Here is a 24,770-nt window from a genome sequence, read left to right as displayed (position 1 = left end):
CGGGTGCACCGACCCTGACACCGCTGGTGCGGGGTTCACGACCCCGCACCAGCCGGTGTCATGAGCGTCAGGCCGGGCTGCCGGTGACCGAGTTACCGGACTTCGTCAGCCGGTACGTGAGCTGCGTGCCGCTCCAGAAGTGGAAGGTGAGGATGACCGGGCCGTCGTCGACCTCGGCGAAGAACTCGGGCTTCAGCAGGATGGTGTCCGCGGCGTAGTCGGGTTGGAAGGTGCTCCAGTACTCCTTGTAGGTGGTCCAGTTGGCCGGACCGGCGGGGCTGCCGTCGGCGTACTCGGCTTCCATCGTGGCGAGCTGGTCGCCGCGGAACTGGGTGGGGATGGTCAGCCCGCTGGTGGTGCCGGTGGCGGCGGCCTGGGTCGGCGGGTCGTAGCTGATGATGTGGATCTGCCACGGCACACCCTGGGAGAAGCGGGCTTCGATTGTGGCGTTGACGCCGTAGCCACGGTTGCCGACCAGCCGGGTCAGGGCGGCCTGGGTCAGTGTGAGGGTGTTGCCGGAGACGGTGTAGTCGGTGCCGCTGGCCAACTGGGCGCTGCCCTGCCAGAGACCCCGGAACGTGCCGCCGTTCAGGTTGAGGGTGAGCGACTGGCCGGTGATGCCGCCGCTGCGCCGGACGTGGATCTGGTCGGTGGAGGCGGTCGCGGAGCGGGTCGTCAGGCTCGCCCGCATCATGTCGTGGATGCCCTGGTCCCGCCAGCGCAGCTCGGGGCGGTGCAGGAACGAGCCCGCGTCCCACAACATCGTGGTGAGCCTGCGGATCCGGGCGTGGTAGCCGACGGCTTCGAAGAACTTCAGCAGTTCGCCGCGCTGGATGATGCCGGGGCGGGTGTAGTCGTAGCTGAGCAGCGCCCACTCGCCGACGATCACGGGAATGCCCCGGGAGACGAAGGTCTGGTACGCCCGCTCGAAGGTGCCGACGATGTCCTGTTCGACGTTGCTGTCGTAGCGGGTGCCACCGGCGATGTTGACGCTGAACGGCCACCAGCCGTAGAAGTGGATGGTCGCCACCAGGTTGGGGTCGGCCAACTGGTCGAAGGTGGTCGTCAGCGCGTCCATCCGGGCCTGTTCCCCGCTGGTGTGCAGGGTGGGCAGCACCAGCAGCCGCGTGGCGTTGTTCCCGCCGCTGCGGCGTACGAGGCGGACGAAGGCGACGTTGAGTTCGTGCAGTACCTGGTCACTCTCGGCGTCCCCGGAGGTGCCGGCGAACTGCGGCTCGTTGATGCTCTCGAACACGAGTTTCGGGGAGTGGTCGCGGAAGGTGGCGGCAAGTTGACCCCAGAGCGCCGTGTACCGCTCCAGCACGTTCGCGCGGTCGGTGGGATAGGTGTTGATCCACTGCCACGAGTCGTGGTGCAGGTTGACCATCACGTAGAAGCCCTCTGCCAGGGACCAGTCGACGACCTCGCGGATGCGGTTCAACCAGGTCGGGTCGATGGTGTAGTCGGGCGCCGGGCCGTGGTGGTTGCTCCAGGTGACCGGCAGCCGGATGCTGTTGTACCCCTGGGACCGGATGTGGTGCAGCATCTCCCGGGTGGTTCGTGGGTTGCCCCACGAGGTCTCGTCGGGAATGGCGTCGAAGGTGTTGCCCAGGTTCCAGCCGGGCTGCATCGCGGCCACCATCTCCATCCGGTTGCCGGGCTGCGGCGATCCGGTCGGCGGGACCGACGGCGAGGCTGTGGGTGAGCCGGAGGGGGAGACGCCGGCCGTCGGCGTCACGGTCGGGCCGACGTTTCCGGTGCACGCGACACCGTTCAGGGTGAACGAGGTCGGTGCGGTGTTGGTGCCGGTCCAGGATCCGTTGAAGCCGAACGAGACCGTCGCGTTCGTACCGATGGCGCCGTTGTAGCTCACGTTCGTCGCGCTGGCCTGGCTGCCGGACGAGGTGACCGTCGCGTTCCACGCCTGGCTGACCCGCTGGCCGGACGGGAAGGTCCAGGCCAGGTTCCAGCCGTTGACCGGGTCGCCGAGGTTTGTCACGGTCACGTTCGCGGTGAAGCCGCCCGGCCACTGGGACGAGACCGCGTACCCCACCCGGCAGCCGGCCGCCGCCTGGGCGTCGGCGGTCACCAGGGTTCCCGCCACCAGCAGCGCGGCCAGGCCGCCGGCGACCGTGCCGAGGCGCCAGGGGATCCTGCGGATGTTCTGTGTACTCATCGGAGACTCCTCGCCGTAGTGGGCGCCCGTGTCGCGGACCGCTCGGCGGGCTGGTCCGTGCTGTTCGGCGGACGACCTGTCATCGCAGGGCCTGCCGGAGAACGCGCACGGGTAAGCCTGCGGCGTCCGTCACGACGGACTGCGCGACGGTCCGCGGTGACGTCTGGGGAGACGTTCCTGGGCCGCGCGCTAAAGAGAAGAGGGTGAAGGGTGTGCGCGGACGCTGCCCGGGGCTTCCGCGACGGGTTGTGAGACTCCCGCTTGGAAACTTTCTAAGAATGAAGCCGGAAAGTTTCCGGTTGGAAGGTTACGATTTTCTTCGAACTACGTCAATGTCTGCGGTGCGGTCGACCCACTGGGCGGGGACGGGTCGGAGCCCGAAAGTTTCGCTTGAAAATTCCGGAACTATTTGAGAATCTAAGTTCTTCGATGTGTGTGAGCGTTAACACTGCCTGCCTGCCGGGCAGACCGCGCCCCGACCGGTTAGGAGGTGCCCGCGCCGATCCGGCACGAGGTCCACCTACCGCAGCCCTAACCACCGCGCCCGGTCACGCGGAGAGCCCGGACCGGTCGGGCCGGCTGTCCGTGATCCACCACCCACCAAGGAGGTACGACAGTGCGGGAACACACCTACCACCCCCCAGCGGGAGAGGACGCCGGACCTGACCGGACGTCCCCCGGCCCGCGCAGAAAACTGCTCAGCATCGGTGCGGCGGGAATCGCGCTCGCCCTCACCCTGCTCACCGCGATGGTGGCGACCGGGTCGGCGTCGGCCGCCGACAATCCGTACCAGCGGGGACCGGATCCCACCCGGGCCAGCGTCGCGAACGTGAACGGACCCTTCGCCACCGCCCAGGTCAGCGTCCCCAGCGGGTACGGCTTCGCCGGCGGCATGATCTACTACCCGACCGACACCAGTCAGGGGACCTTCGGCGGGATCGCCATTTCGCCCGGCTACACCGCGCTGTTCTCCGTCGAACTCGCCTGGATGGGGCCGTGGCTGGCGTCCCACGGGTTCGTGGTGATCGGCATCGAGACCAACAGCCGGAACGACTTCGACGAGGCGCGGGGCACCCAACTGCTCGCCGCGCTCGACTACCTCACCCAGCAGAGTTCGGTACGCACCCGGGTCGACCCGAACCGGTTGGCGGTCTCCGGGCACTCAATGGGCGGCGGCGGCGCGCTGAACGCGGCGATCCGGCGTCCGTCGTTGAAGGCCACGGTCGGGATCGCCCCGTTCCTGCCCTCGTCGAACCTGGCCAACGACCGGGTGCCGACGATGATGTTCTCGGGCCAGGCGGACACCGTGGTGACCCCGTCCACGGTCGTCAACCAGTACAACAGCCTGCCGGCCAGCACGGAGAGCGTCTACCTGGAGGTCGCCGGGGCGGATCACGGGTTCATGGTCGGTCGGCCCAACAACGTGATGATCCGGACCATGCTGCCGTTCCTGAAGATGTTCGTGGACAACGACACCCGGTACAGCCAGTTCCTCTGCCCGCTGCTGGACTCCTCCGGCGTGGTGACGTACCGCAGCACCTGCCCGTTGCTGCCCCCGGGTCCGACCACGCCACCGACCTCCACCGGCAACCCGACGACCCCGCCGACCACCCCGCCGGTCACCCCCACCGCCACGCCCACCCTGCCGCCGGGCTCCGCCTCCCAGATCGTCGGGGCGCAGTCGGGCCGGTGTGTCGACGTGCCGAACGCGTCGCGTACCAACGGCACCCGGGTACGGCTCTACGACTGCAACCGGCAGGTCCAGCAGTCCTGGACGTACACCTCGAACAAGCAGCTACGGGTGTACGGGGACATGTGCCTGGACGCGGCGGGTTCCGGCAACGGCGCGGCGGTGCAGATCTACAGCTGCCACAGCCAGACCAACCAGCAGTGGAACGTCAACTCCAACGGCACCATCAGTGGTGTGCAGTCCGGGCGGTGCCTGGACGTCTGGAGCACGGCCAACGGCGCACAGATCCAGATCTACGACTGCCACGGACAGACCAACCAGCGGTTCAACCTGGTCTCCCTGACCCGGTGACCACGCGTGGTCCGGTACACCTGAACAGGCCGGACCGAGACCGGGCGGCCCGGCGTGACGCCGGGCCGCCCGGACGGCGGCGGGATCAGGCGAGGGCGGCGCGCAGCCGGTCGTAGGTCGGGGCGAGTTCGCGGAGCGCGCCGGCCGCCGCCGGAAGGTCACCCACCACCATCGGGTACTGCATCGAGCCGACCAGCCGGGCCTGGGCCGCGGCGACCGCCGCCGCTTCGGGGTACCCGGCCAGCAGCAGGCAGTCCGCCGTGTCGGCGAGCCGTCGCGCACCGACCCGGATCGCGAAGTGGACCAGGTGCTCGCGCAGCCCGTCACCCGCCCCGTCCTCGACCAACTGGGCGACCCGTTCCGCCGCCGCGCCGTTGCCGAGGCTGCCGGGTGGCATCGCCAGCTCGGTCCGCATGTCGAGCCGGTCGATCGCGGTCGGCACGATCGACCGGATCGCCTCGGCGTCGGTGACCTCCGCGACCTGACGGAATCCGGTACGCATCGTGTACGGCTCGCCGTAGTCCACCGTCTCCGCCCGCCAGGCGGCCAGGAAGTCCTCGACCGGCACCTCGGCGTACGGGTAGCCGTGCGGGTCGTGCACGAGTACCCGCTGTTCGGAGACGTCGAGGACGACGACGTAGTGGTCGGCGCCGATCGGCCCGGTCATCTCGGGGTGGTGGCGCAGGAGGCCCATCTCCAGCGGACCGACCCAGACCGGCCCGTTCCGGGCCGCTTCGGCGAGCCGGGCGAGCGCCTCGGCCGGCTCGCCGCCCCGGCTGACCGTCGAGGTCCAGCCGATAGCCCGCAACGCCTGGTCGAACCCGAGTTCCGGATTCCAGCCGTACGCGTCGAAGAAGACGGTCCGGCCGCCGACGAGCTGCATCCCGAACGGGCCGCCGGTGGCGACCTCGATGACGGCGGTCGACGGGGACCGCTCACCGAGCAGCATGGCGAACGAGTTGGCGTAGCAGTACGGACCACTGCCGACGTATGGGGTGTGACGCATGGGGAAGCAGCCTCTCGCCTCAGGTGGATACCGGGTACGCGACGTCGAAGGGCGCGTCCGTACCCGGATGGATCTCGTACGGGTGGCCGACGCAGGTGACGTCCGGACGCGCGTCGGTCCACGCCTCCACCGCGTCGTACGCCCGCAGGACCAGCGGGAAGTCGTGGTACCCGGCCGGCACCGGCAGGTACGCCTCGGTGTGTGCGGGCAGCAGGCGGGCGTACAGGTCGTCGACCGGTTCGACGCTGCCGCCGTACGGCACGGCGACCTCGACCAGTCCCGCGGAGTCCGGGGTGACGAGATCGTGGAAGTGGACGAGCAGCGGAGCGCTGTCCGGACGGCCGGAGTTCCGCAGATGCGCCCGGATGTCGTCTCCGGCCGTGTGGATCAGGTCGTCCAGGCCGCCGGTGTCGACGTGGCGGCTCCGGCAGAGCACCTTCGTAGCCGGTACGTCCCGCAGGCCGACGGCGTCGACGAGAACGGTTACGCCGCCGTCCGAGCGCATCGCCTCCAGCACCGCCGCCCGTTCGTCGAGCAGCCCGCGTTGGGCGTGCAGCCAGCCGCGCAGTTCGAGGGCCCGAGCCTCCGGGGTGAGGTCGGCGAGCTGGCCGATCCGGGCCAGTGACAGCCCGAGGCGGCGCAGCCGGGCGATCAGCCGGGCCCGGGGCAGCTGGTCCGGGCTGTAGTAGCGGTAGCCGTTGACCGGGTCGACGTGCGCCGGCGGCAACAGGCCCAGTTCGGCATAGCGGCGCAGGGCCTTCGGCGACAACCGCCCGGCCGCACCGAACTCGCCGGCCCGCAGGTATTTCCGCTGCACGCTGTGCAGTCTGCGGCGTGCCCCAGGGGCGAGGTCAAGTCCGTCACCGCCGGTCGGCCGCCTGCCGCCGGCCTCTGCGCCGAGGCGCACCAGCCCGCCTCGGCACAGCGGCGCGTCGCACCGGGCCGGCACCCCCCGTCCACCGGCGGCGCGACGTATACCGTGGTTCCGGCGGAGGGCCCGGCCCCCGCGGGTCCGGTGCCCCGGGTTGGGTTGGGCCGGCCGGGAGCTGTCTGTCCGGTGGGAGGGGATTCGGTGCGGCTGGCCGTGGGATGTGCGATGTGGGCGCACAAGGCGTGGCAGGGGCGGTTCCTGGCACAGCAGTCGCCGGCCGCCGAGCGGCTGCGCTGCTACGCCGGCTGGTGTGACGCGGTCGAGGGAAACACCACCTTCTACGCGACCCCGAGCCGGGAGACCGTGGCCAGCTGGGCCCGGCAGACCGGTCCCGGGTTCCGGTTCGTGCTCAAGATCCCCAAGGTCGTCACCCACGAGCACCGGCTCACCGATGCGGACGGGCCGCTGCGGGCCTTCCTGGACGCGGTCGAACCGCTCGGCCCCCGGGCGCACGCCCTCTGGATCCAACTACCGGGCTCGTTCGCACCCGACGACGTCGGGGTACTCGCCCGCTTCCTGCGCCGGCTGCCCGACTCGCACCGCTACGCCGTCGAGGTCCGCGACCCCGCCTTCTTCACCGATCCCCGCGCGACCCGACTGCTCGAAGGGGTACTCGCCGAGGCGTCCGCCGAGTGGATCCCGTTCGACACCACCGCGTTCTTCCAGGCTGCCCCGACAAGCGACGCGGAACGGGACGCCTGGACGAAGAAACCCCGGATGCCGCTCCGGACGGCCGCGCTGACCGACCGGCCGATCGTCCGCTATCTCGGCCGCGACGATCCGGACCGGACCGTCGACGGCTGGCGGCACTGGGTCGACGTCACCGTCGGCTGGCTGCGTGAGGGCCGCTCGCCGACCGTCTTCGTGCACACCCCGGACAACGCGGACGCGCCACAGCTGGCCCGCCGCTTCCACGCCGAGGTGCGGGCCCGGATGCCCGAACTCGACGCCCTGCCGGAGCCGGTCCCGGCCGAGCCGTTGACGCTGTTCTGAAACCGCTGCGGGGGTGGCGGGCGCCGGGCGGGTCAGCGGACCCGTGTCCACTCGCTGGCGCCGGCACCGAAGAACCGCATCCGGTCGCCGGAGCAGACGTACTCGCTCGGCTCCAGCACCAGCGACAGCGGGATACTCGCGTTGCGGCTGCTGCCCCGGTAGAGCACGACCGTCCCCTTGGCCCGTACGTCGCTGATGTACTCCACGCCGTTGCGGTGGTAGACGTTGGCCGAGGCGCTGCCACGGATCCGCTCCCGCCACCGGGTACCCCGATAGCTGGCGGTCTTGTCAGTGGTCCTGCCGAAGTTCAGCGTCACCCGGCCGTCCGCCGTGTACGTCTGTATGGTGCCGGCGCCCCCGCTGAAATGGATCTTCTGGTTGTCGATCGTGTTCAACGACTGGGCGCTGACGCTCCGCCAGCTGCCGACCAGGCAGGCGTCCACCCCGGCGGCGGTCACCGTCGGGGTGGCGGACGGGCGGGGTGACCCGCTGGCGGTCGGCGTCGCCGAGGCGGCACCGGTCAACTTCGTACGCCGACCCGGGTCACCGCCCCCGGCGACGGAGGCGGCGACGGTGGCCGCGGCCAGGATGCCGGCGACCGCCCCGGCGGCAGCCGTGATCCGGACCCGCCGGGACCGGGACAGCGCCGCCCAGCGGCCGGACCGTCCGGTCGGCGTGCCGGCACCCGCCGGGCCGCTCGGCTGCGCGGCCGCCGGCGGCGCCGTCGCCCCGGCCGGGCCGGCCCCGTCGATGCCGGCGCCGGACGGCACCCGCAGGCTGCCCTCGGCGACCACCAGTTCCGGCTGCTCGACGACGCTGGGAGCGATCTCCAGCGCCCGGTGCAGCGCGGTGGCGACCGCCGGCATCCGGCTGGAACCACCGGAGAGGAAGACCGCGGCCACAGTGGACCCGCCGTCGTCCAGCCGGTCGAGCAGGGTACGGGTGGTCGCCACGGTACGCGCGACGACCGGGGCGGCGAGTTCCTCCAACTCCTCCCGGCCGAGCGGCATGTCCACGTCGAAGAGCGGTACGTGGATCAGCGTCGTGGTGTTCCGGGTCAACATTTCCTTGCCGGCCCGCGCGTTGGTCCAGAGCTGCTGGCTCGCCCGCCGGTCGGAGGTGGTCTCCGGGCTGGTCAGCCGGGCCCACAGCGCCCCGTCCCGGCTGCCGATCGTGGCACCGATCCGGTCCACGACGGCGGCGTCGACGTCGAGCCCGCCACAGTCGGCGAGCCCTTCGGTCGCCAGCACCTCGAATCCGCCGATGGTTCGGCGTACCACTGTCACGTCGAAGGTGCCGGCGCCGAAGTCGTAGACCACCGCACACCGCCCGACCGGCAGGTCCCGGCCGGCGACCTCGACGAAGAAGTTGGCGGCGGCGACCGGCTCGGCCACCAGGCGTACGGTCGGCAGCACCCGGTTGGCCGCGGCCAGCAGGATGCCGCGGCGGTGGGAGCCCCAGGCGGCCGGAAAGGTCAGCACCGCCTCGGTGACCGGCTCGGTGGTGACCAGGCGGACCTCGCTGGCCACCCGGCGCAGCGGAGCGGCGAACAGTTCCTCGACCGGCATCTCCCGGTCACCGAGCAGCACGGTGCCCTCGTCGACGCAGCGCTTCGGATAGGGCTCGTAGGACTGTGGCAGCGAGAGTGCGGTGTGCAGGGCGTCCTGGCCGACCAGCAGCCGCGCTCCGGTGTCGGCACAGACCGCCGAGCGCAGCAGCGGCGACCCGTCGAAGAGCAGCGGCCGGGGTTCCCGGCCAGCCGGAGCCAGCACCGCGACGGTGTTGTACGTACCGAAGTCGATGCCGAGTCTCGCGCCCGCGCCACGCACAGCCAACACGGTACGGGAGCCATGCCCGGGTACGGGCGCCCGTTCGCCCGCCTTCCGACTCAGAGCCAGCCGTTCTGCACGGCCGTCCGGTACGCCTCCGCGCGGCTGGCGACCCCGAGCTTGCCGACCACGGCGGCCAGGTGGTTGCGGACCGTTCCCTGGGACAGCGAGGTACGCCGGGCGATGGCCGAGACCGGTGTGTCGACACCGGCCAGCCGCAGCACCTCCAGCTCGCGCGGGGTCAGCGGGCACTCGGGTGCGGTCAGCGCCTCCGCCGCCAGCGTCGGGTCGACGTACCGGGCGCCGCCGTGCACCCGCCGGACGACGTCGGCCAGCGCCCCGCCCGGTGCACCCTTGGCCAGGAAGCCCCGGGCGCCGGTGGTGAGTGCCCGGCGCAGGTGCGCGGGCCGGCCACGACCGGTCAGGATCACCACGGCGCAGGACGGCAGCACCCTGGCCAGCTCGGCGGTCACGCCCAGCCCGTCCAGCAGCGGCATCTCCAGGTCGACCACCGCCACGTCCGGCCGGTGCGCCAACGCGGCCCGCACCGCCGCCCGCCCGTCGCCGGCCTGCGCCACCACCTCGACGTCCGGCTCCAGGTCCAGCAGCGCGGCGACCGCGACCCGGATCAGCTCCTCGTCGTCGGCGAGCAGCACCCGGATCACCGGCGACCCGCCCGCACCGCCGACCGCGTGCTCCCGCGCCGGACCACTCGCCGGCTCATCCGCCGCGCCCATCGTCGCCACCCTCCGTCCGTGCCGTCGGAATCCGCGATTCCGCGGCGCCCGACTCCGCGCTGGCCGGTACGACGGCCTCGACCGTGAACACGCCGTCGCGGTACGCGGTCCGGAGTGTCCCGCCCGCGTCGGCCAGCCGGTCGGCCAGGCCACGCAGCCCCGAGCTGTGCCGGTCCGGTGCGGCCGGCCCCGCCCCGTCGTTGGCGACGACCAGCCGGAACCCGTCGCCCTGCCGGGCGACCTCGATCGTGCACCAGCCGGCCCGACTGTGCCGCAGCAGGTTGGTGCTCGCCTCGCGCAGTACCGGCACCAACCGCGCGGCGACCTCTGCCGGTACGTCCCCGCCGGCCGGCTGGTCGACGGTGCAGCGTACCCCGGAGGAGCGCAGTACCTCGGCGGTCGCCGCGAGCTGTTCGCGCAGGTCCACCGCGCGGTAGCCGTGCACCGCCTCGCGTACCTCGGCGAGGGCCGAGACGGCCAGCCGGCGTACCTCGTCGGCCTCCCGCCCGGCCCGTTGCGGGTCGACAGGTGCGAGCCGGGCGGCGAGTTCCGCCTTCAGCGCGATCACCGAGAGATGGTGTCCGAGCAGGTCGTGCACGTCCCGGGCGAACCGGAGCCGCTCCTCGGTGGCGGCCAGCCGGGCCTGGGCGGCCCGACCTCGCTGGGCCTGCACCAGCAGGTCCCAGAACCACACCTGCACCCAGCCGACCGCCGCGACGGAGAGGCCGATGCCGCCGGTGATCAGGAGGTGGTCCCGGACCGAACCGCCGGTGCTCCGGGCCACCACCACCGCGACGCCGACGGCCGCCAGCACCGCCAGTGCCGCCGTCCGGCGGCCGAGCAGCAGTGGCGCGGTACCGACGACCGAGGCGCCGAGCCAGGCCCAGGTCGGCCAGTCGGCGCCGGCCACCGGGCCGACCAGGGGCACCGAGACGACGGCGGTCGCCGCGTACCCGGCCAGTGCCAGCTGCCGGGCCGTGCCGCCGAGCCAGGGTGTGAGCAGTACGTAGACCGCCACGATCTGCGCGACGGCGGCGGCGCCGATGCCGACCGCGCCGAGCGCGATCCAGAGCGGATCCGGCTCGCGGGCCAGGCCGATCCCCGGCATCATCAGGGCGGTGAGCAGCGTGCCGAGCAGCGCGACAAGTGTGGCGATCCGGGGCCGGCGCAGCCGGGGATCGCGTCCGGGCAGGTCGGCGGGGCTGGCCACCCGGCCGATGCTATGTCCCGGCGACCAGCCTGGTGCCGACAGCTCCGTACCGGCGAGCAGCCTGGTGCCGACAGCCCCGTGCCGACAAGGTCCGTGCCGACAAGGTCCGTGCCGACAAGGTCCGTGCCGACAAGGTCCGTGCCGACAAGGTCCGTGCCGACTTGGTCCGTGCGCACCGGCCGGGGCGCGGCGCGGGCCACTCCTCTGCGATGCTCCGGTACCGTGACGCCTTCCCGCCGCCTGGTCAGCTCAGGATCACCACTGGAACCGGAGATCGGCTTCTCGCGGGCCGTACGGGTCGGGCCGTACGTCTGCGTGGCCGGCACCGCGCCGATCGCGCCGGACGGTGGCACCGCCGGCCCGGGGGACGTCTACGCGCAGTCGGTGCGCTGCCTGGACATCGCCGAGCAGGCGCTGCGGGAGGCCGGCGCGACACTGGCGGACGTGATCCGGACCAGGGTGATGCTCGTCGACATCACCCGCTGGCGGGAGGCGGCGCGCGCCCACGGCGAACGCTTCGCCGAGGTACGGCCGGCCTGCACCTTCGTGGAGGTGTCCCGCTTCATCGACCCGGAGTGGCTGGTGGAGTTCGAGGTCGACGCCGTCGTGACGGACCGGACGACGTAGTGGCCACACCGGACGGGCGGCGGGATTCCGATTCGCGGCGTGGCTCACTTGTAGAGGAACGGATCACGGCGGTTGCGCCGGTGACGGCGTCGACTCAGGCGCCGTACGACGGTTAGGACTGACCTCAACGCGCGCGGCCAAACCATTTTTCCCCTCCGGGGGACGTACGGCGGGTGCTGACGGTGGTAGCGCTAACATCCTTGCGCAAAATATCGTCTCGCAACGCGCTCGGCAACTTCCGGACCGGAACGCCCCGCCACCTCCGGGATACTCGCGGTGCAAGGCTCCGGGCTCGACAGGTACGCCGTGGGAGCGCGTCCATCTGATCATGCCCGACCCCTTGACGGCCGTCGCTCCATCGTATTGAGTCGATATCAATCCGAACGGGCAATGCACCCGACGACGGGAAAGACAGGGGGTGGCATGTCCGTGTCCCGGTTTGCTTTGGCATGCCCCGGAGGATTTCTCCGGACCAATGGCGATCAAATAGTCGACGGCGACGGACGGCCGGTTATCTGGCGGGGGATTGGCCTCGCCGGTTGGCTCAACTTCGAGAACTGGATGACCGGTTTCCCCGCCTACGAGCAGGGCATGCGGGCCGCCGTGCGGGACGTGCTCGGCCCGGAGCGGGCGGACTTCTTCTTCGAGCGGTTCCTGGAGCACTTCTTCACCGCCGACGACGCCCGGTTCATCGCCGGGCTCGGCTGCAACGTGGTCCGGATCCCGGTCAACTACCGGCACCTGGAGGACGACCGGCGGCCGTTCGAGATCGTCGAGTCCGGCTTCCACCACCTGGACCGGGCGATCGAGCTGCTGGCCGCCTGCGGCGTACGCACCATCATCGACCTGCACGCGCTGCCCGGCTGGCAGAACCAGGACTGGCACAGCGACAACCCGACCCACGTGGCCCAGTTCTGGCAGCACCCGCACTTCCAGGACCGGGTCGTACACCTCTGGCGGGAGATCGCCGGCCGCTACCGCGACGAGCCGTGGGTCGCGGCGTACAACCCGGTCAACGAGCCGGCCGACCCGAGCGGGGAGGTGGTCGGGCCGTACTCGCGCCGGCTGGTCGAGGCGATCCGCGAGGTCGACCCGGAGCACATCGTCATCCTGGAAGGCAACCGCTACTCCAACGACTTCGACGTCTACGGCGAACCGCTGCCGAACGTCGTCTACTCGCACCACGACTACGCGCCGCCCGGCTACGTCCCGGACGGCCGCTATCCCGGAGTGGCGCACCTGACCCACGTCTGGGAGTCGCCGGACGGCGTCGGTTACGAGCACGGCATCCTGCTGCCGGACCAGTCCCGCGACCAGTACTTCGACCCGGGCGTACTGGAGCGGACGTTCCTCAAGCGCAGCGAGTACATGCTGCGCACCGGCACCCCGGTCTACGTCGGCGAGTTCAACGCGGTCTTCACCGGTGAACCCGAGCGGGACGGGATGCGGCTGCGGCTGCTCGCCGACCAGTTCGAGATCTACACCCGGCACCGGGCCAACTGGGCGTTCTGGCCGTACAAGGACATCGGGGTGGCGGCGCCACTCGTGGTCGACCCGGACAGCCCGTGGATGCGCCGGGTCCGGCCGGTACTGGAGAAGAAGGCCCGGCTCGGCGTCGACCTGTGGGGCGGCCGGCACGACCACATCCAGCAGGTGATGCGCCCGCTCAAGGAACTCTTCGCCCGGGAGTTCCCGGACTACCTGCCGTTCCCGTTCGGCAGCGAGTTCCTGATCGGCCGGCTGGTGCCGCAGATCCTCTTCGCCGAGGCGCTGCTGCCGGAGTTCGGCGAACTGTTCCGGGGCATGGGCGAGTCGGCGATCGACGAGATGATGGCCTCGTTCCGGTTCGACAGGTGCCAGCCGCGTCGGCCGCTTGTCGAACTGCTGCGCCGGGCCTGCGCCCAGCAAGCGCCGGTGTGAGGCGATGTCCTCCACCATCGGGGCCACGGCCCTGGCCGGACACCGCGACCTGCCCGGTCCGGCGACGGCTCCACCCGGTCCGGCGACGGCTCCGCCCGGCCTCAAGGCTCCGCCCGGCCTCAAGGACGCGCTCCGGGCCGAGCTGATCGACACCGTGGAGCTGCGGATGTGCCGGGACCTGTGGCGGCCCGGCGACGCCACGCTGCTGCGGACGCTCGGCGACGCGCGCCGGGTCCTCGCCGTATGCGACCGGCCGGAGCGCCGCCGCCGGCTCGACAGCTGGCTCGGGCACTGGCGGGAGCGCGGCGTGCTCGACCACTACCGCACGGTCGACGCCGCCGACCTCGTCGGGCCGGGCGAGGCCGATCCGGTACGCGCGGTGCTGCGGGCCGCCGTCGTCACCGGACTCGGCCGGCGGGACGCCTTCGTCTCCCTCGCCGGCCCGTCGGCGACCTCCGCCACCGCACTCGCCGCCGCCGTGTACCGCCGGTACGCCCGCGCGGTGCGGCTGCACGACGACCTGCCGTCACTGCTGTCCTCGCTGGGCCAGACCGCCCGGGTGCTGGCCGGCGTCCCGGTGTGCGCGGCCGAGGCGCGCGACCCGGTCCTGCTCGTCGACGTGGACACCCTGCTCGCCGACCCCACGCCGATCCGCCCCGACGAGGCGTCGGCGATCCGCCACCTCGCCCGCCACGACGACGTACTCGCCGGACAGCTCGACGGGCACCACGACGTACTCGCCGGACAGCTCGACCGGGCGGCGCACCCGGCGGCGGTCCGGCAGGCGGCGCTGGACGCGGTGGCCCGGCTGCTGCACCGGCACGGCCCCGGCGCCCCCCGGATCTGGCCGGCACCCCCCGCACCCGCGGCACCTCCGGCGTCGGTGTGGCGGCCCTCCTCGGCGTCCCCGGCGCCGGATCCGCTGCCTGCGCCCGGTCTGCAACCTGCGGCGGTGCCGCCTTCGACGTCGGCAGTGTCGTCCCGGGCAGTGCCGGCAGTGTCGTCCCGGGCAGTGCCGGCGGTGCCGCCTCCGGCGTCGGCAGTGTCGTCCCCGGCAGTGCCGGCAGTGTCGGCCGGGGCCGTGCTGGCGGAGGGGCGGTGGCGGTCACCGGTGCCGATCCGGGCGCACCGGATCAGGAGGCTGGACTACCAGGTCACCTTCACCGCCGGGGTCCTCGACCCGGACAACCCGGCGCTCTCCGGCCATCTCCCGGCCGGCGCCCGCGTGCTGGCGGTGGTGGACGACTTCTCACCGGCCGTCACCGCCGCCGTTCGGGAGACGCTGGGCCGGCGGCGCCGGCCGGGCAGGCTCGCCGATTACACCGTGCTGCCGGTGCGCAGCTCGCCCGGGGGCAAGACGCTCGACGCCGCCGTGCCGCTGCTGCGGCAGGTGCGCCGGCTCGGTCTCGGGCCCGCCGACCGGATCCTGGCGGTCGGCGGCGGTACCGTGCTCGACCTGGTCGGCTACGTCGCCGCCTGCCACCCCGGACAGACGCCGTACGTCCGGGTGCCGACCACCCTGGTCGGGCTGGTCGACGCCGGGGTGGGGCTGAAGGTCGGGGTGGACCTGGACGGCCGGAAGAACCTGCTCGGGGCGTACCATCCGCCGCTGGCCTGCCTCTGCGACGCCGGATTCCTGGCCACCCTGCCGGCGGCCGAGTTCCGCTGCGGGCTGGCCGAGATCGTCAAGATCGCGCTGGTCCGGGACGCCCGCCTCTACCACCTGGTCGAGGAGCACCACGCCGTGCTGCGCGAGCCGGCCGCCGCCCCGGTGCTCGACGAGGTGCTCCGCCGGGCGGTCGCCGCGATGCTCGTCGAGTTGGAGGAGAACCCCTGGGAGCGGCGGCTGCGCCGGCTCGCCGACTTCGGCCACGAGTTCGGGCACGTCCTGGAGGAACGCTCCGGCTACCGGCTCCGGCACGGTGAGGCGGTGGCGGTCGGGATGGCACTCTCCTGCCGACTGGGCGTTGCCGCCGGGCGGGTGCCGGAGCAGGTCGCCGGACGCGCCGAGACGTTGTTGCGCCGGATCGGGCTGCCGACGTACGACGGCTGCTGCGACGCGGACGGGCTGTGGCGGGCGCTGCGTAGCGACGTACTGCCGCACAAGGGGGGCAGGCTGCACCTGGCCGTACCGGTCGGGATCGGGGTCGGCGGGTTCGTCGACTCGATAGCCGAACTCGACCCCGCCGACCTGCACCGGGCCTGGTCGGCACTGCGCCGCCGGGCCGGTACACCGGCCGCCGACCAGCCGGCCCCCGGTCCGCTGACCCCCGGTCCGCTGGCCCCCGATCAGCCGGTCTCCGGTCCGCTGGCCCCCGATCAGCCGGTCTCCGATCAGCCGGCCCCCGGCCCGTCGGCCTCCGACCCGCAGCCGTGCGCCCCGACAGCGGCAGGCCCGACAGCGGCAGGCCCGACAGCGGCAGCCCCGACAGCGGCAGCACCGGCAGCGGCAGCCCCGACAGCGGCAGCACCGGCAGCGGGGGCAGCGGCGGCGCCGGCCTGGGCGTGGAGCGGCTCGTGACCGGAGAACCGGTACGCGACGTGGTGGTCGACGTCGGTGGCACCTGGACCCGGCTGGCGCTGGCCGAGGCGGGTCGGCTGGTCGGCGAGGTGGTCCGGTTCGCCACCCCGAACCGGCGGGACCGGCCGGAGCTGCCGGTGGACGCCGTCCGGACCGCCCTGCTGGACCGGATCGCCGAGGAGGCCGACCGGTTGCACCGCCGCGCCGGGCCCACCGGCCGGCGGGAGGTGGGCGTCGCCTTCGGTGCGGTGGTCACCGCCGAGGGGGTGGTGCGGGACGCCAGCGTGCTCTGGCAGGCGCGGTCGGCCGGCTACGACGTACGGGCGGCGCTGGGCGCGCGGCTGCCGTGGGCCAGGGTGACAGTGCTCAACGACGTCGCCGCGGCGGCCTGGCACTACCGGCGGCTCGGTCGGTTCGCGCTGCTGACCGTGAGCACCGGGGTGGCGGTCAAGGTCTTCGACGACCGGCTTCCCGGTGCCGCCAGGCTGCTCGTCGACCCGGCCGGGCTGGGCGGGGAGATCGGGCACGTACCTGTGGAGCCGAACCGGCTCGCCGCGCTGCCCGGCGGCCCGGCCACCGCCGCCCGGCTCGGTCGGGCCGCCGCCGCCGGGGACCGGAGCGCCCGCGCGGAACTGGCCCGGCTGGACCTGCCGTGGTGCGACTGCGGTGCGGTGGCGGACCTCTGCGCGTACAGCTCGGGGCCGGCGGTGCTGCGGGCGGCGGTCCGGCGGGCCCGGCGGCATCCGGACGACTTCGCCGGCTCGATCCTGCACCGGCTGGCCGACGGCGACCCGGGCCGGATCGACGCCGGGGCGCTCGCCGAGGCGGCCCGCAGCGGCGACGCGTTCGTCACCGACCTGCTGCGCGGCGCGACCCGGCACCTCGCGGTGGCGGTGTTGCAGGTCTGCGCGCAGCTCGGGCTCCGCACGGTGGTGGTGGTCGGCGGCTTCGCGCACGGCGTCGGGCCGCCCTGGTTCGCCGCGCTGCGCGGCTGGCTGACGGAACTCTGCGTCGACGCCGGTTGGTTCTCCGGCTGGACGGCGGCCGAGCGGGACGGGCTGCTGCACGTACCCGCCGACCCCGGCCGGGCCACCCTGGCCGGAATGGCCGGCTATCTCGGCGCCCGGCGGGACGAGGTCCGCGAGCTGGTCAAGCCGATCGGCGAGTCGCGGCTGGTGCTGACCACCGCCAGCCGGCCGCGCTGTGGGCGCGAGCAACTGCTGCTCCGACCCAGGTACGCCGGACTCTGCGGCACCGACCTGGAGATCCTGCGCGGAGCACGCGGCCTGGAACCGGGGGTGCTCGGGCACGAGTGCGTGGCCGAGGTGGTCGAGGTGGGCGGCGCGATCTCCGGCCCGCGCCCCGGCGACCTGGTGACGATCAACCCCAACCATCCGGGCGACGACTACCTCAAGCTCGGCCACAACGTCCCCGGGGTGTTCCGGGACCTGCTCGTCACCGACCTCGGCGCGCTGGCCCAGCGGCAGCTCGTCGGCGTACCCCGGGGCTGCGGTCCGGAGTGGGTGCTGCTGGAGCCGCTGGCGGCGGTGCTGCGGGCGCACCGGTTGCTCGCCGAGGACTGGGCCGGCCGGGACGTACTCGTCGTCGGCGCCGGGGTGCTCGGCCTGCTGCACGTCGCCGTCGCCCGGGCCCGGGGCGCCCGCACCGTGACCCTGGCCGCCCGGTCCGACCGGCGGCTGCGGGCCGCCGTCCACCGTGGGCTGCCGGCCCCGGACGCGGTACTGCCGCTCGACTCTGGACTCGCCGCCGGGGTCCGGTCCGTCACCGCCGGCCGGGGTGCCGAACTGGCCGTGCTGGCGGTGGCCGGAAACGCCGGCCCGGCGGCGGTCGAACTGAGCTGGCCGGCGCTGGCCGACGCGGCCAACCTGCACCTGTTCGGCGGCTTCCGTCCCGGCCGGCTGCTCCGGGTCGGCGGCGGCGCGACGCTCGACCCCGGGCCGGTGCGGGCCGGCCGGGACCGGCAGGTGGTGCCGAACCCGGCCGGCGGCCGGTGCACCGTGGTCGGCAGCCGGGGTGGTCGGGCCGGTGACTTCGCCGCCGCCCGTGAGCTGCTCAGCACCGGCGCCGAGCCGGACGATCCGCCCGGACTCGACCTGGCTCCGCTGGTCAGCCACCTCGTCTCGCTGCCCGCGCTGCCGGGCGTGGCGACCGAGATCCTCGACCACGGTACGGTCGCCGGCCGCGCGCCGCTGCGGGTCGTGGTCGACTTCCGGCTCGACGGCACGGTGACCGCCCCGGCGCCCGTGGCGACCCGCCGAGGCACCCCGTGACCGCCCGGCGCGGCGGCCCACCGACCGCCCGACGGAAGCCCTCCGTGACCGGCCGAGGAGGAGGCCCGTGACCGCCCGGCCCTGGGCGGGGGCGGCGGAGCCGAGCGGTGCCGGGCTGTGGGCGTACGTGCGGGCGGCCGCCAGCGGCGAGCGGTACGGTCCGGCCGGTACGGTCGCCGCGCTGGCCAGCCTCGCCGGATCGCCCCGGCTCGGTTGGGTGCACCCGCCGTCCTGGGCCCGGGTCGCCCGGCTCACCGCCGAACGGGGCGGCGGGACGCTGCTGCGCGGCTGCCGCCGGGCGGTCTTCGCCGGCACCGGGGGCTGGGCCTTCGGGCTGCGGGCGATCGCCGAGGCGGTGCCGGGGCAGGCCGTGATCCGGGTGCTGGACTCCCTCGACCCGTCGACGGTGCACCGGACGCTCGCCGAGTGGGGTGGCCGGGGTGCCGTCGCCGGCTTCGCGGTAAGCGCCTCCGGGCGTACCCGGGAGACCCGGCTGTTGGCCGCCACCCTGGCGCTGGCCCGGCACCGGACCGGCGGGGCGGCCCCGGCCTGGCTCTGCGAGCGCGGCGGCACCCTCTCGCTGGCCGGCGGGCGTGACCAGGTCGCGCTCTACCACGCACCGCTCTCGGTGCCGGCGCTGCTCGCCGCCCGGATGCTGAGCTGGCCGCACTTCGACGACGCCTACCGGGCGTTCGCCGGCGCGGCCCGGAGCATCGGCGAGTGGGCCGCCGAGGAGTCCGCCCGGCTGCCGGCGACCGGCCGGCCCCGGGTGCTGTTCCGGCTGCCACCCGATGCCGGTCCGGGGCTGCGGCTCTGGACCCTGCAGGCCGCCCGGCAGGGCTGGGGCGGCAAGTCCGAGCGGTTCCGGCCGTGGCCGGAGGTGGCCGCCGAGCCGGCTGCCGGGGCGCTGCTGGTCGACGTCGCCGCCGGCATCGCCGGGCTGCGCCGGCCCGGCGGACCGGCCGGCGCGGTCGCCGCCGCGATGGCCGGCTGCTACGCGGTCGCCGCCCTGGTCGCCTGCGTCGCCGTGCGGCACGGGCTGCGGTTCGCCACGCACGACGCGGTGGACCACTACAAGCGGCTGCTGCCGGCGGCGCCGACCGCCGCCGACCGGCCCACCGGGGCCCGCCCGGTGGGCGACCCCGACGAACTGGCCGGGGTACTCGCCGGCTGGCTCGCCCGGCGGCCCGACCTCACCACCGTGCACGTCGTCGGGTACGGCGCCGCCCCGGCCGCCGCGGTCGGTGCGGAACGGCTGGCCCGGCGGCTCGGCCGCCCCGTCGAGGTGCACGAGGGCAGCGCCTGGAACCACCACTCCTACCAACTGGTCTGGCACACCCGTTCGGTCGGGGTGGCGGTGCTGCTCGCCCCGGAGCGGCCGGTCGGCACCGGCAACCCGGCCCTGGACGCTGCCCTGGCGGCCCAGCGGCACACCCTGGACGCGATCGCCGGCGCCACCCACCGCTCGCTCGGTCCGCGCAGCCTGCTGCTGGACTGGTCCGGCCCGCCGGAACTGGACCGGTCCGGTCCGCCGGAACTGGACCGGTCCGGTCCGCCGGAACTGGACCGGTCCGGTCCGCCGGAGCGGGTCCGATGACGTTCCGGATCGGCATCGTCGGCGCCGGTTTCCTGACCCGCCGGGCCCTGCTGCCGGCCATCGCCGCCGCCGACGACCTGCGACTGGTCGCCGTACTCGACTCCGACGAGGCGGCGCTGCGGGCGGTGGCCGGGCAGGTACCGGGGGTCTGGGCGGGGACAGACGTGCGGGACTTCCTGCGTACGCCGCTGGACGGGGTGCACGTGGCGACGCCGAACCGGCGGCACGCCGAGTACGCCTGCCGGGCGCTGGCCCGGGGCGTACCGACGCTCGTGGAGAAGCCGCTCGCCGACACGGTGGCCGGTGGGCAGTGGATCCTGCGTGCCGCCACCGCCTCCGGTGCCCCGGCCCTGGTCGGCTACATGTCCCGGCACAACGCCTACAACCGGGCGGTGGTCGAGCTGGTCCGCTCCGGGCGGCTCGGCGCGGCGAGGTCGATCTCCGCCTGCCATCTCGGGCACCGGCAACGGGACTGGCGCAACCGGCGGGCCGACAGCGGTCTCGGCTGCCTCGGCGACCTGGCGATCTATCCACTGTTGACCGCCGCAGACGTCTTCGACGCCGCCCCGACCGCTTGTCGGGGGACCGGCTATCCGGCCGGCGACCGGGAACTGACCGAGATCTTCGTCGAGGCGACCGTCTGGTTCGGCGAGGAACGCCGGCTCCAGATCGAGTCGTCGTTCACCGAGCCGCCGTGCACCGGCGTCTCGCGCTACACCGTCGTCTGCGAGCGGGGCCTGCTGGTGGTCCGGAACTCGTGGGCGATGGACTCCGGCGGGGAGGTGCTGGTCTGCGACGACGAGGGCCGGCGCTGGCTGCGCCCCGAGCCGGTGGACCCGTACCTCGCCCAGTACCGGGCGTTCGCCGCCTGCGCGGCGGGGGCGCCGGTACCGGTCGAGGCGGGTGTCGCCCGCGGGCTGCGGGATCTGCGGGTGCTGCACGCACTGGAACGAAGCGTCGCCAACGGCGGAGTGCGGTTGGCGTTGACCGGAGGGCAGAACCCATGAAGCTCGTCCTGCACAGCTACACCTTCCGCAGGTACCCCCTGCGGCACGTCTTCGCGGTCGCCGCGCGGCACGGCTGGGACGGCATCGAGCTGGTGCACTTCCACTTCGACCCGGCCCGGGTCGAGAGCGAGGTAGCCGACGCGGTGGCGCTCGGCCGCCGCTACGGGGTCGACGTGCACTGCGTCGGCTACACCGGGGACTTCGTCGGCGCCGACCCGGCGGCCCGGGACGCCTCGCTGACGCTTGTCGAGCGGACCGTCGCCGCGGCTGCGGAGCACGGGATCCCGATGGTCAACGGCTGGTCCGGGACCCTGGAACGGGACCCGGACGACTGGCGGGCCAACGGCAGCGCCCTGGCCGAACCCGTGCACTACGAGCGGGCCGCCGAGGGCTACCGCCGGCTCGGCGAGTACGCGGCCCGGCACGGCGTACGGGTCGGGGTGGAGGTGTATCCCGGCTCGGTGCACGACACGGTGGCCGGCACCGCGAAGCTGCTCGCCATGGTCGACCATCCGGCCGTGGTCGCCACCGCCGACCCGGGCAACGCCTACGTGGTCAGTCCGGCCGACCGGGACCCCGCCGTGCTGGACCGGCTCGCCGGCCGGCTCGGCTACTTCCACCTGAAGAACCTGCGCCCGGACGGCGGGCGGGCCGACTTCAACGTGGACACCGCCGAGGGGGTGCTGGACAACTACGCCTGGATCACCAAGGCGGACTCGCTCGGGGTGCCGGCGATCTGTGTCGAGTACTGCGGTGACGGTGACCCGCATCCGCCGATCGCCCGAGCCGGCGACTACGTACGCGACTGCCTGGCGCTCCGGGACGACCTGGCCCGCCGGCACGCGGCGGCCGGGCGCTCGGCGGAGCTGGCCGATCGCGCGGCGGAACTGGCCGGGCAGCTCGCCACCGGCTCGGCGGCGCTGGCCGGTGCGGTCGGGTCCGGCCGGTGAGCCCGGCGGGAACGCCGGCCGGCTCCACCGGGCGGCCGATCCGGTGGGGTGTGCTCGGCACCGGCTGGATCGCCGGGCGGTTCGTCGAGGACCTGCGGCGGCTGCCGGACGCCGAGGTGGTGGCGGTCGGATCGCGTACCGCGGCGGCGGCCGGGCGGTTCGCCAGCCGGTACGCGATCCCGCACGCGCACGGCAGTTGGGCCGGGTTCGCCGCCGACGACCGGGTCGACGTGGTCTACGTGGCGACCCCGCACGCCAGCCACCATGCGGCCACCGCGCTCTGCCTGGACGCCGGGCGGCCGGTGCTCTGCGAGAAGCCGTTCACGCTCAACGCCGACCAGGCCGCCGACCTGGTGGCCCGGGCCCGTGCCGCCGGCCTCTTCCTGATGGAGGCGATGTGGATGCGCTGCGTGCCGGCGATCCGCCGGCTGGTCACCCTGGTCCGGGACGGGGCGATCGGCCAGCCCCGGCTGGTGCAGGCGGACTTCGGCCTGGTCGGGCCGGACGACCCCGGTCACCGGCTGCGGGACCCGGCGCTCGGCGGCGGTGCCCTGCTGGACCTCGGCGTCTATCCGGTGACCCTGGCCCAGATGCTGCTCGGCGAGCCCGACTCGGTCACCGGGGTCGCCACGCTGAGCCGGCACGGTGTCGACGAGACCACCGCACTGGTGCTCGGCTATCCGGGCGGCGCGCTGGCCAGCCTCACCTGCTCGATCGTCGCCGACACGCCCTGGACGGCCACGGTCTGCGGCAGCGCCGGCCGGATCGAGCTGGGCCGGGGTTTCTTCCGGCCCGCCCGGCTGAGCCTGTACACCGGTGACGGGGAGCCGCGCACGATCGAGGTGCCGTACCAGGGGGAGGGGTTCGTGCACGAGGCGGTGGAGGTGATGCGCTGCCTGCGGGCCGGGCTGACCGAGAGCCCGCTGGCTCCCCTCGCCGACACCGTTGGGGTGCTGCGGGTCACCGACGCCGTCCGGGCCCGTACCGGGGTGCGCTACCCGGCCGACGACGAGTGGCGTCATCCGGTTGACGACGACCGGCGCTCCCCGGCTGTGGGCGAGCGGCGGGTTGCCGGTTGACGGCGAGCGGTGTCTTGCCGGTTGACGGGAAGCGGTGTCTTGCCGGTTGACGGGAAGCGGTGTCTTGCCGGTTGACGGCGGCCGGCCCGGCGGTGCGTGGGAGTCGCCGGTCCGGGCGCCCTCAGGGGAAGACGACCCGGTTGCGCAGGCTGCCGACGATCCGGCCGCAGCGCATCGCGCACCGGGTCACCCAGACGGCCCGCGCCCGGCGGGACCGGAGCAGGTCCGGCAGGTGGCCGAGCAGCCAGCGCCACTCCCGGGCGGCCGGCCGGACCGAGCGGGGTAACCCGGCGGCGGCGAAGTCGCGGTACAACCGGGGATGGCTGAGGCCGTACGCGTAGTACTGCCGGGCCATCTCCGGGAGCCGCCGGCGCAGCCGGTAGTGCACCACCGCCTTCGGCAGCGCCCCGATCGGGTAGCCGGCGAGCTGCGCCCGCCAGAAGAAGCTCACCTCGTCCGAGCCGTACCGGTAGGCGGGGTCGAAGCCGCCGAGTTCCTCGAAGACGGCCCGGCGTACCCCGCAGTTGGCGCCGAGCGCGTAGGGGAGGAAGTCGAATCCGGACTGGAGTGAGCCGGCCGGCTTCTCGGGTCGGGTGGCCAGGGCGACGTCGTCGTTCAGCAGTCGCCGTTCGACGTGTCCGCCGACGGCGGGGAACCGGGCGAGTCCGCGTACCATCTCGGCCACCCAGTCGGGCCCGACCACGTCGTCCTGGTCGCAGAAGAGCAGCAGTTCGCCCCGGCTCACCCGGCAGCCCTCGTTGCGGGCGTAGCTGGTGCCGGGCCGGTCGGCCGCCCGGTGCAGCCGGAGGCAGGGCAGCCGGCCGGTGAAGCCGGCGACCAGTTCCGGCGTACCGTCGGTGGAGCCGTTGTCGACGACGACGAGTTCCCAGGGCCCGGGGTAGGTCTGCCGGGCCAGCGCGGCCAGTTGCGCGCCGATGGTGGCGGCGCCGTCGCGGGCCGGCATGATCACCGACACCAGCCCGGGTACGCTCACCGCCCGCACCAGCCGATCGGCCCGGATCGTTCGACCTGCCGGTCGCGGGGGAAACGCAGCCGCTCGTCGGCGTCGAGCCAGCGCAGCATCGCGGCGGCGAACTGCCGGTGTCCCTCCGCCAGCGGGTGGTCCCAGTCGCCGAACGGCACCCGGCCGAAGACCATCTCCCGGAAGGTCTCCTCGGGCCGGGGCGGCAGTGCGCCGAAGACCAGGTCGGCGCGGAGCGCCCGCATCACCGGTACCGCCTCGGCCGGGATCGGGTCCGGCAGGATCTCCCAGGCGAACGCGAACCGGCTCGGCACCCCCCGACCCGTCAGGTGGTGCTCCAGCAGCAGCCAGTCCACGAAGAAGTTGACCGTCTCGCCGGTGGTGCTGAACAGGTGCCGCAGGTACGCCTTCGACGGCTTGTCCCCCTCGGCGGCCTTCCAGTCGGCCACCCGCTGCCAGTGCAGCTCCCCGGGCAGCGCCGGGCGTACTCCGAGGTCGGGGCGGACCGGCCCGTCCTCGATCCCGCTGTCGTGGTACTCGTTGCGGCTCAGTGCGGTCCACATGTTCACGAAGAGGATCTGCCCGTACCCGATCCCGTGCGCCGCCCGGATCGACTCCAGGTGCTGCACCGTGGTCCGGACGGCCCGTCGGTTGGAGCCGCCGTCGCAGGCCAGGTTGACCACGCCGATCTCCAGCTCCCGGCCGAGTACGGCCGGCCAGGAGTCGCGGTCCGGCTCGGCCAGTTCGGCACCTCGGGCGAAGCTGCACCCGTTCACCACGAGCAGCCGGATGATGCTCATCCGCCCGATCTCACCCCGTCCCGCGCTCGCGACCCGTACGCATGGGAACGCTCCCATTTCGTGACGAGGGTGA

At 73.7% G+C, this 24,770-nt stretch carries 19 protein-coding genes; 10 read left to right on the top strand and 9 right to left on the bottom strand.

The features are described from left to right. Positions 1 to 67: 67 nt before the first annotated feature. On the bottom strand, positions 68 to 2,176 hold the full coding sequence (locus tag ACN28A_RS10245; RefSeq protein ID WP_421394448.1) for a cellulase family glycosylhydrolase: 2,109 nt from the start codon (positions 2,174 to 2,176) through the stop codon (positions 68 to 70). Between the two features lie 616 nt (positions 2,177 to 2,792). Between ACN28A_RS10245 and ACN28A_RS10240 the strand changes: the two genes are divergently transcribed. After that, positions 2,793 to 4,217, top strand: coding sequence for a ricin-type beta-trefoil lectin domain protein (locus ACN28A_RS10240; protein WP_421394446.1), 1,425 nt, complete (start codon positions 2,793 to 2,795; stop codon positions 4,215 to 4,217). An 85-nt stretch (positions 4,218 to 4,302) separates the two neighbouring features. Here the strand turns inward: ACN28A_RS10240 and ACN28A_RS10235 are convergent, their stop codons facing one another. Both ACN28A_RS10235 and ACN28A_RS10230 read right to left on the bottom strand, forming a co-directional pair. Next, positions 4,303 to 5,223, bottom strand: coding sequence for a hypothetical protein (locus tag ACN28A_RS10235; RefSeq protein ID WP_421394444.1), 921 nt, complete (start codon positions 5,221 to 5,223; stop codon positions 4,303 to 4,305). A 19-nt stretch (positions 5,224 to 5,242) separates the two neighbouring features. Then, complete coding sequence (locus ACN28A_RS10230) at positions 5,243 to 6,040, bottom strand: MerR family transcriptional regulator (RefSeq protein WP_421394441.1); 798 nt, start codon at positions 6,038 to 6,040, stop codon at positions 5,243 to 5,245. Between the two features lie 279 nt (positions 6,041 to 6,319). Here ACN28A_RS10230 and ACN28A_RS10225 point away from each other — a divergent pair, with 279 nt between their 5' ends. Then, a complete protein-coding gene (locus ACN28A_RS10225; RefSeq protein ID WP_421394438.1) occupies positions 6,320 to 7,147 on the top strand; it encodes a DUF72 domain-containing protein in 828 nt (275 codons plus the stop codon). Between the two features lie 32 nt (positions 7,148 to 7,179). Here the strand turns inward: ACN28A_RS10225 and ACN28A_RS10220 are convergent, their stop codons facing one another. The 4 genes from ACN28A_RS10220 to ACN28A_RS10205 are packed head-to-tail and all read right to left on the bottom strand — an operon-like array spanning position 7,180 to position 11,099. Continuing rightward, a complete protein-coding gene (locus ACN28A_RS10220) occupies positions 7,180 to 8,976 on the bottom strand; it encodes an Hsp70 family protein (RefSeq protein ID WP_421394436.1) in 1,797 nt (598 codons plus the stop codon). A 59-nt stretch (positions 8,977 to 9,035) separates the two neighbouring features. Next, positions 9,036 to 9,641 carry a response regulator transcription factor gene (locus ACN28A_RS10215; protein WP_421404270.1) on the bottom strand — a complete coding sequence of 202 codons (606 nt, stop codon included), beginning with the start codon at positions 9,639 to 9,641 and terminating at the stop codon, positions 9,036 to 9,038. A 55-nt stretch (positions 9,642 to 9,696) separates the two neighbouring features. After that, the gene (locus tag ACN28A_RS10210) at positions 9,697 to 10,923 is read right to left on the bottom strand and encodes a sensor histidine kinase (protein WP_421394435.1); all 1,227 of its coding nucleotides are present in this window, start codon (positions 10,921 to 10,923) and stop codon (positions 9,697 to 9,699) included. Then, positions 10,824 to 11,099 carry a pentapeptide repeat-containing protein gene (locus ACN28A_RS10205; RefSeq protein WP_421394433.1) on the bottom strand — a complete coding sequence of 92 codons (276 nt, stop codon included), beginning with the start codon at positions 11,097 to 11,099 and terminating at the stop codon, positions 10,824 to 10,826. The genes ACN28A_RS10210 and ACN28A_RS10205 overlap by 100 nt, the downstream gene beginning before the upstream one ends. Positions 11,100 to 11,145: 46 nt before the next feature. Here ACN28A_RS10205 and ACN28A_RS10200 point away from each other — a divergent pair, with 46 nt between their 5' ends. The 8 genes from ACN28A_RS10200 (at position 11,146) to ACN28A_RS10165 (ending at position 22,915) form a co-directional block, all read left to right on the top strand. Next, positions 11,146 to 11,550, top strand: coding sequence for a RidA family protein (locus ACN28A_RS10200; RefSeq protein WP_421394430.1), 405 nt, complete (start codon positions 11,146 to 11,148; stop codon positions 11,548 to 11,550). A 561-nt stretch (positions 11,551 to 12,111) separates the two neighbouring features. Continuing rightward, entirely contained in the window at positions 12,112 to 13,470 is a 1,359-nt protein-coding gene (locus tag ACN28A_RS10195; protein WP_421394428.1) for a glycoside hydrolase family 5 protein, read from the top strand. 4 nt (positions 13,471 to 13,474) lie between these two features. Further along, positions 13,475 to 15,991 (top strand): 3-dehydroquinate synthase family protein, encoded by a 2,517-nt coding sequence (locus tag ACN28A_RS10190; RefSeq protein WP_421394426.1) that lies wholly within the window; start codon positions 13,475 to 13,477, stop codon positions 15,989 to 15,991. Then, the gene (locus tag ACN28A_RS10185; protein WP_421394424.1) at positions 15,988 to 18,282 is read left to right on the top strand and encodes an ROK family protein; all 2,295 of its coding nucleotides are present in this window, start codon (positions 15,988 to 15,990) and stop codon (positions 18,280 to 18,282) included. Before ACN28A_RS10190 ends, ACN28A_RS10185 begins: the two co-directional genes overlap by 4 nt. 67 nt (positions 18,283 to 18,349) lie before the next feature. Further along, a complete protein-coding gene (locus tag ACN28A_RS10180) occupies positions 18,350 to 19,879 on the top strand; it encodes a hypothetical protein (protein ID WP_421394422.1) in 1,530 nt (509 codons plus the stop codon). After that, positions 19,876 to 20,886, top strand: a complete 1,011-nt coding sequence (locus ACN28A_RS10175) for a Gfo/Idh/MocA family protein (RefSeq protein WP_421394420.1) — start codon at positions 19,876 to 19,878, stop codon at positions 20,884 to 20,886. The genes ACN28A_RS10180 and ACN28A_RS10175 overlap by 4 nt, the downstream gene beginning before the upstream one ends. Then, the gene (locus tag ACN28A_RS10170; protein WP_421394418.1) at positions 20,883 to 21,836 is read left to right on the top strand and encodes a sugar phosphate isomerase/epimerase family protein; all 954 of its coding nucleotides are present in this window, start codon (positions 20,883 to 20,885) and stop codon (positions 21,834 to 21,836) included. The genes ACN28A_RS10175 and ACN28A_RS10170 overlap by 4 nt, the downstream gene beginning before the upstream one ends. Next, positions 21,833 to 22,915, top strand: a complete 1,083-nt coding sequence (locus ACN28A_RS10165) for a Gfo/Idh/MocA family protein (protein ID WP_421394416.1) — start codon at positions 21,833 to 21,835, stop codon at positions 22,913 to 22,915. Before ACN28A_RS10170 ends, ACN28A_RS10165 begins: the two co-directional genes overlap by 4 nt. A 121-nt stretch (positions 22,916 to 23,036) precedes the next feature. On the opposite strand, the gene ACN28A_RS10160 is transcribed toward ACN28A_RS10165, so the two are convergent. Further along, positions 23,037 to 23,909 carry a glycosyltransferase family 2 protein gene (locus ACN28A_RS10160; protein WP_421394413.1) on the bottom strand — a complete coding sequence of 291 codons (873 nt, stop codon included), beginning with the start codon at positions 23,907 to 23,909 and terminating at the stop codon, positions 23,037 to 23,039. Beyond that, complete coding sequence (locus ACN28A_RS10155) at positions 23,906 to 24,697, bottom strand: DUF6071 family protein (RefSeq protein WP_421394411.1); 792 nt, start codon at positions 24,695 to 24,697, stop codon at positions 23,906 to 23,908. Before ACN28A_RS10155 ends, ACN28A_RS10160 begins: the two co-directional genes overlap by 4 nt. Positions 24,698 to 24,770: the final 73 nt, after the last annotated feature.

Origin of the sequence: Plantactinospora sp. WMMB782 (genome assembly GCF_049179135.1) — a bacterium.
Taxonomy (GTDB): domain Bacteria; phylum Actinomycetota; class Actinomycetes; order Mycobacteriales; family Micromonosporaceae; genus Plantactinospora.
Note: the sequence above shows the minus strand (reverse complement) of the source record. Positions and strands in the feature narration are given on the sequence as shown.

What these genes read in the sequence shown, in the direction of transcription:
- ACN28A_RS10155 (WP_421394411.1), bottom strand. Translation starts at nt 24,697, where the DNA reads ATGAGCATCATCCGGCTGCTCGTGGTGAACGGGTGCAGCTTCGCCCGA.
- ACN28A_RS10235 (WP_421394444.1), bottom strand. Translation starts at nt 5,223, where the DNA reads ATGCGTCACACCCCATACGTCGGCAGTGGTCCGTACTGCTACGCCAAC.
- ACN28A_RS10225 (WP_421394438.1), top strand. Translation starts at nt 6,320, where the DNA reads ATGTGGGCGCACAAGGCGTGGCAGGGGCGGTTCCTGGCACAGCAGTCG.
- ACN28A_RS10170 (WP_421394418.1), top strand. Translation starts at nt 20,883, where the DNA reads ATGAAGCTCGTCCTGCACAGCTACACCTTCCGCAGGTACCCCCTGCGG.
- ACN28A_RS10175 (WP_421394420.1), top strand. Translation starts at nt 19,876, where the DNA reads ATGACGTTCCGGATCGGCATCGTCGGCGCCGGTTTCCTGACCCGCCGG.
- ACN28A_RS10195 (WP_421394428.1), top strand. Translation starts at nt 12,112, where the DNA reads ATGACCGGTTTCCCCGCCTACGAGCAGGGCATGCGGGCCGCCGTGCGG.
- ACN28A_RS10245 (WP_421394448.1), bottom strand. Translation starts at nt 2,176, where the DNA reads ATGAGTACACAGAACATCCGCAGGATCCCCTGGCGCCTCGGCACGGTC.
- ACN28A_RS10190 (WP_421394426.1), top strand. Translation starts at nt 13,475, where the DNA reads ATGTCCTCCACCATCGGGGCCACGGCCCTGGCCGGACACCGCGACCTG.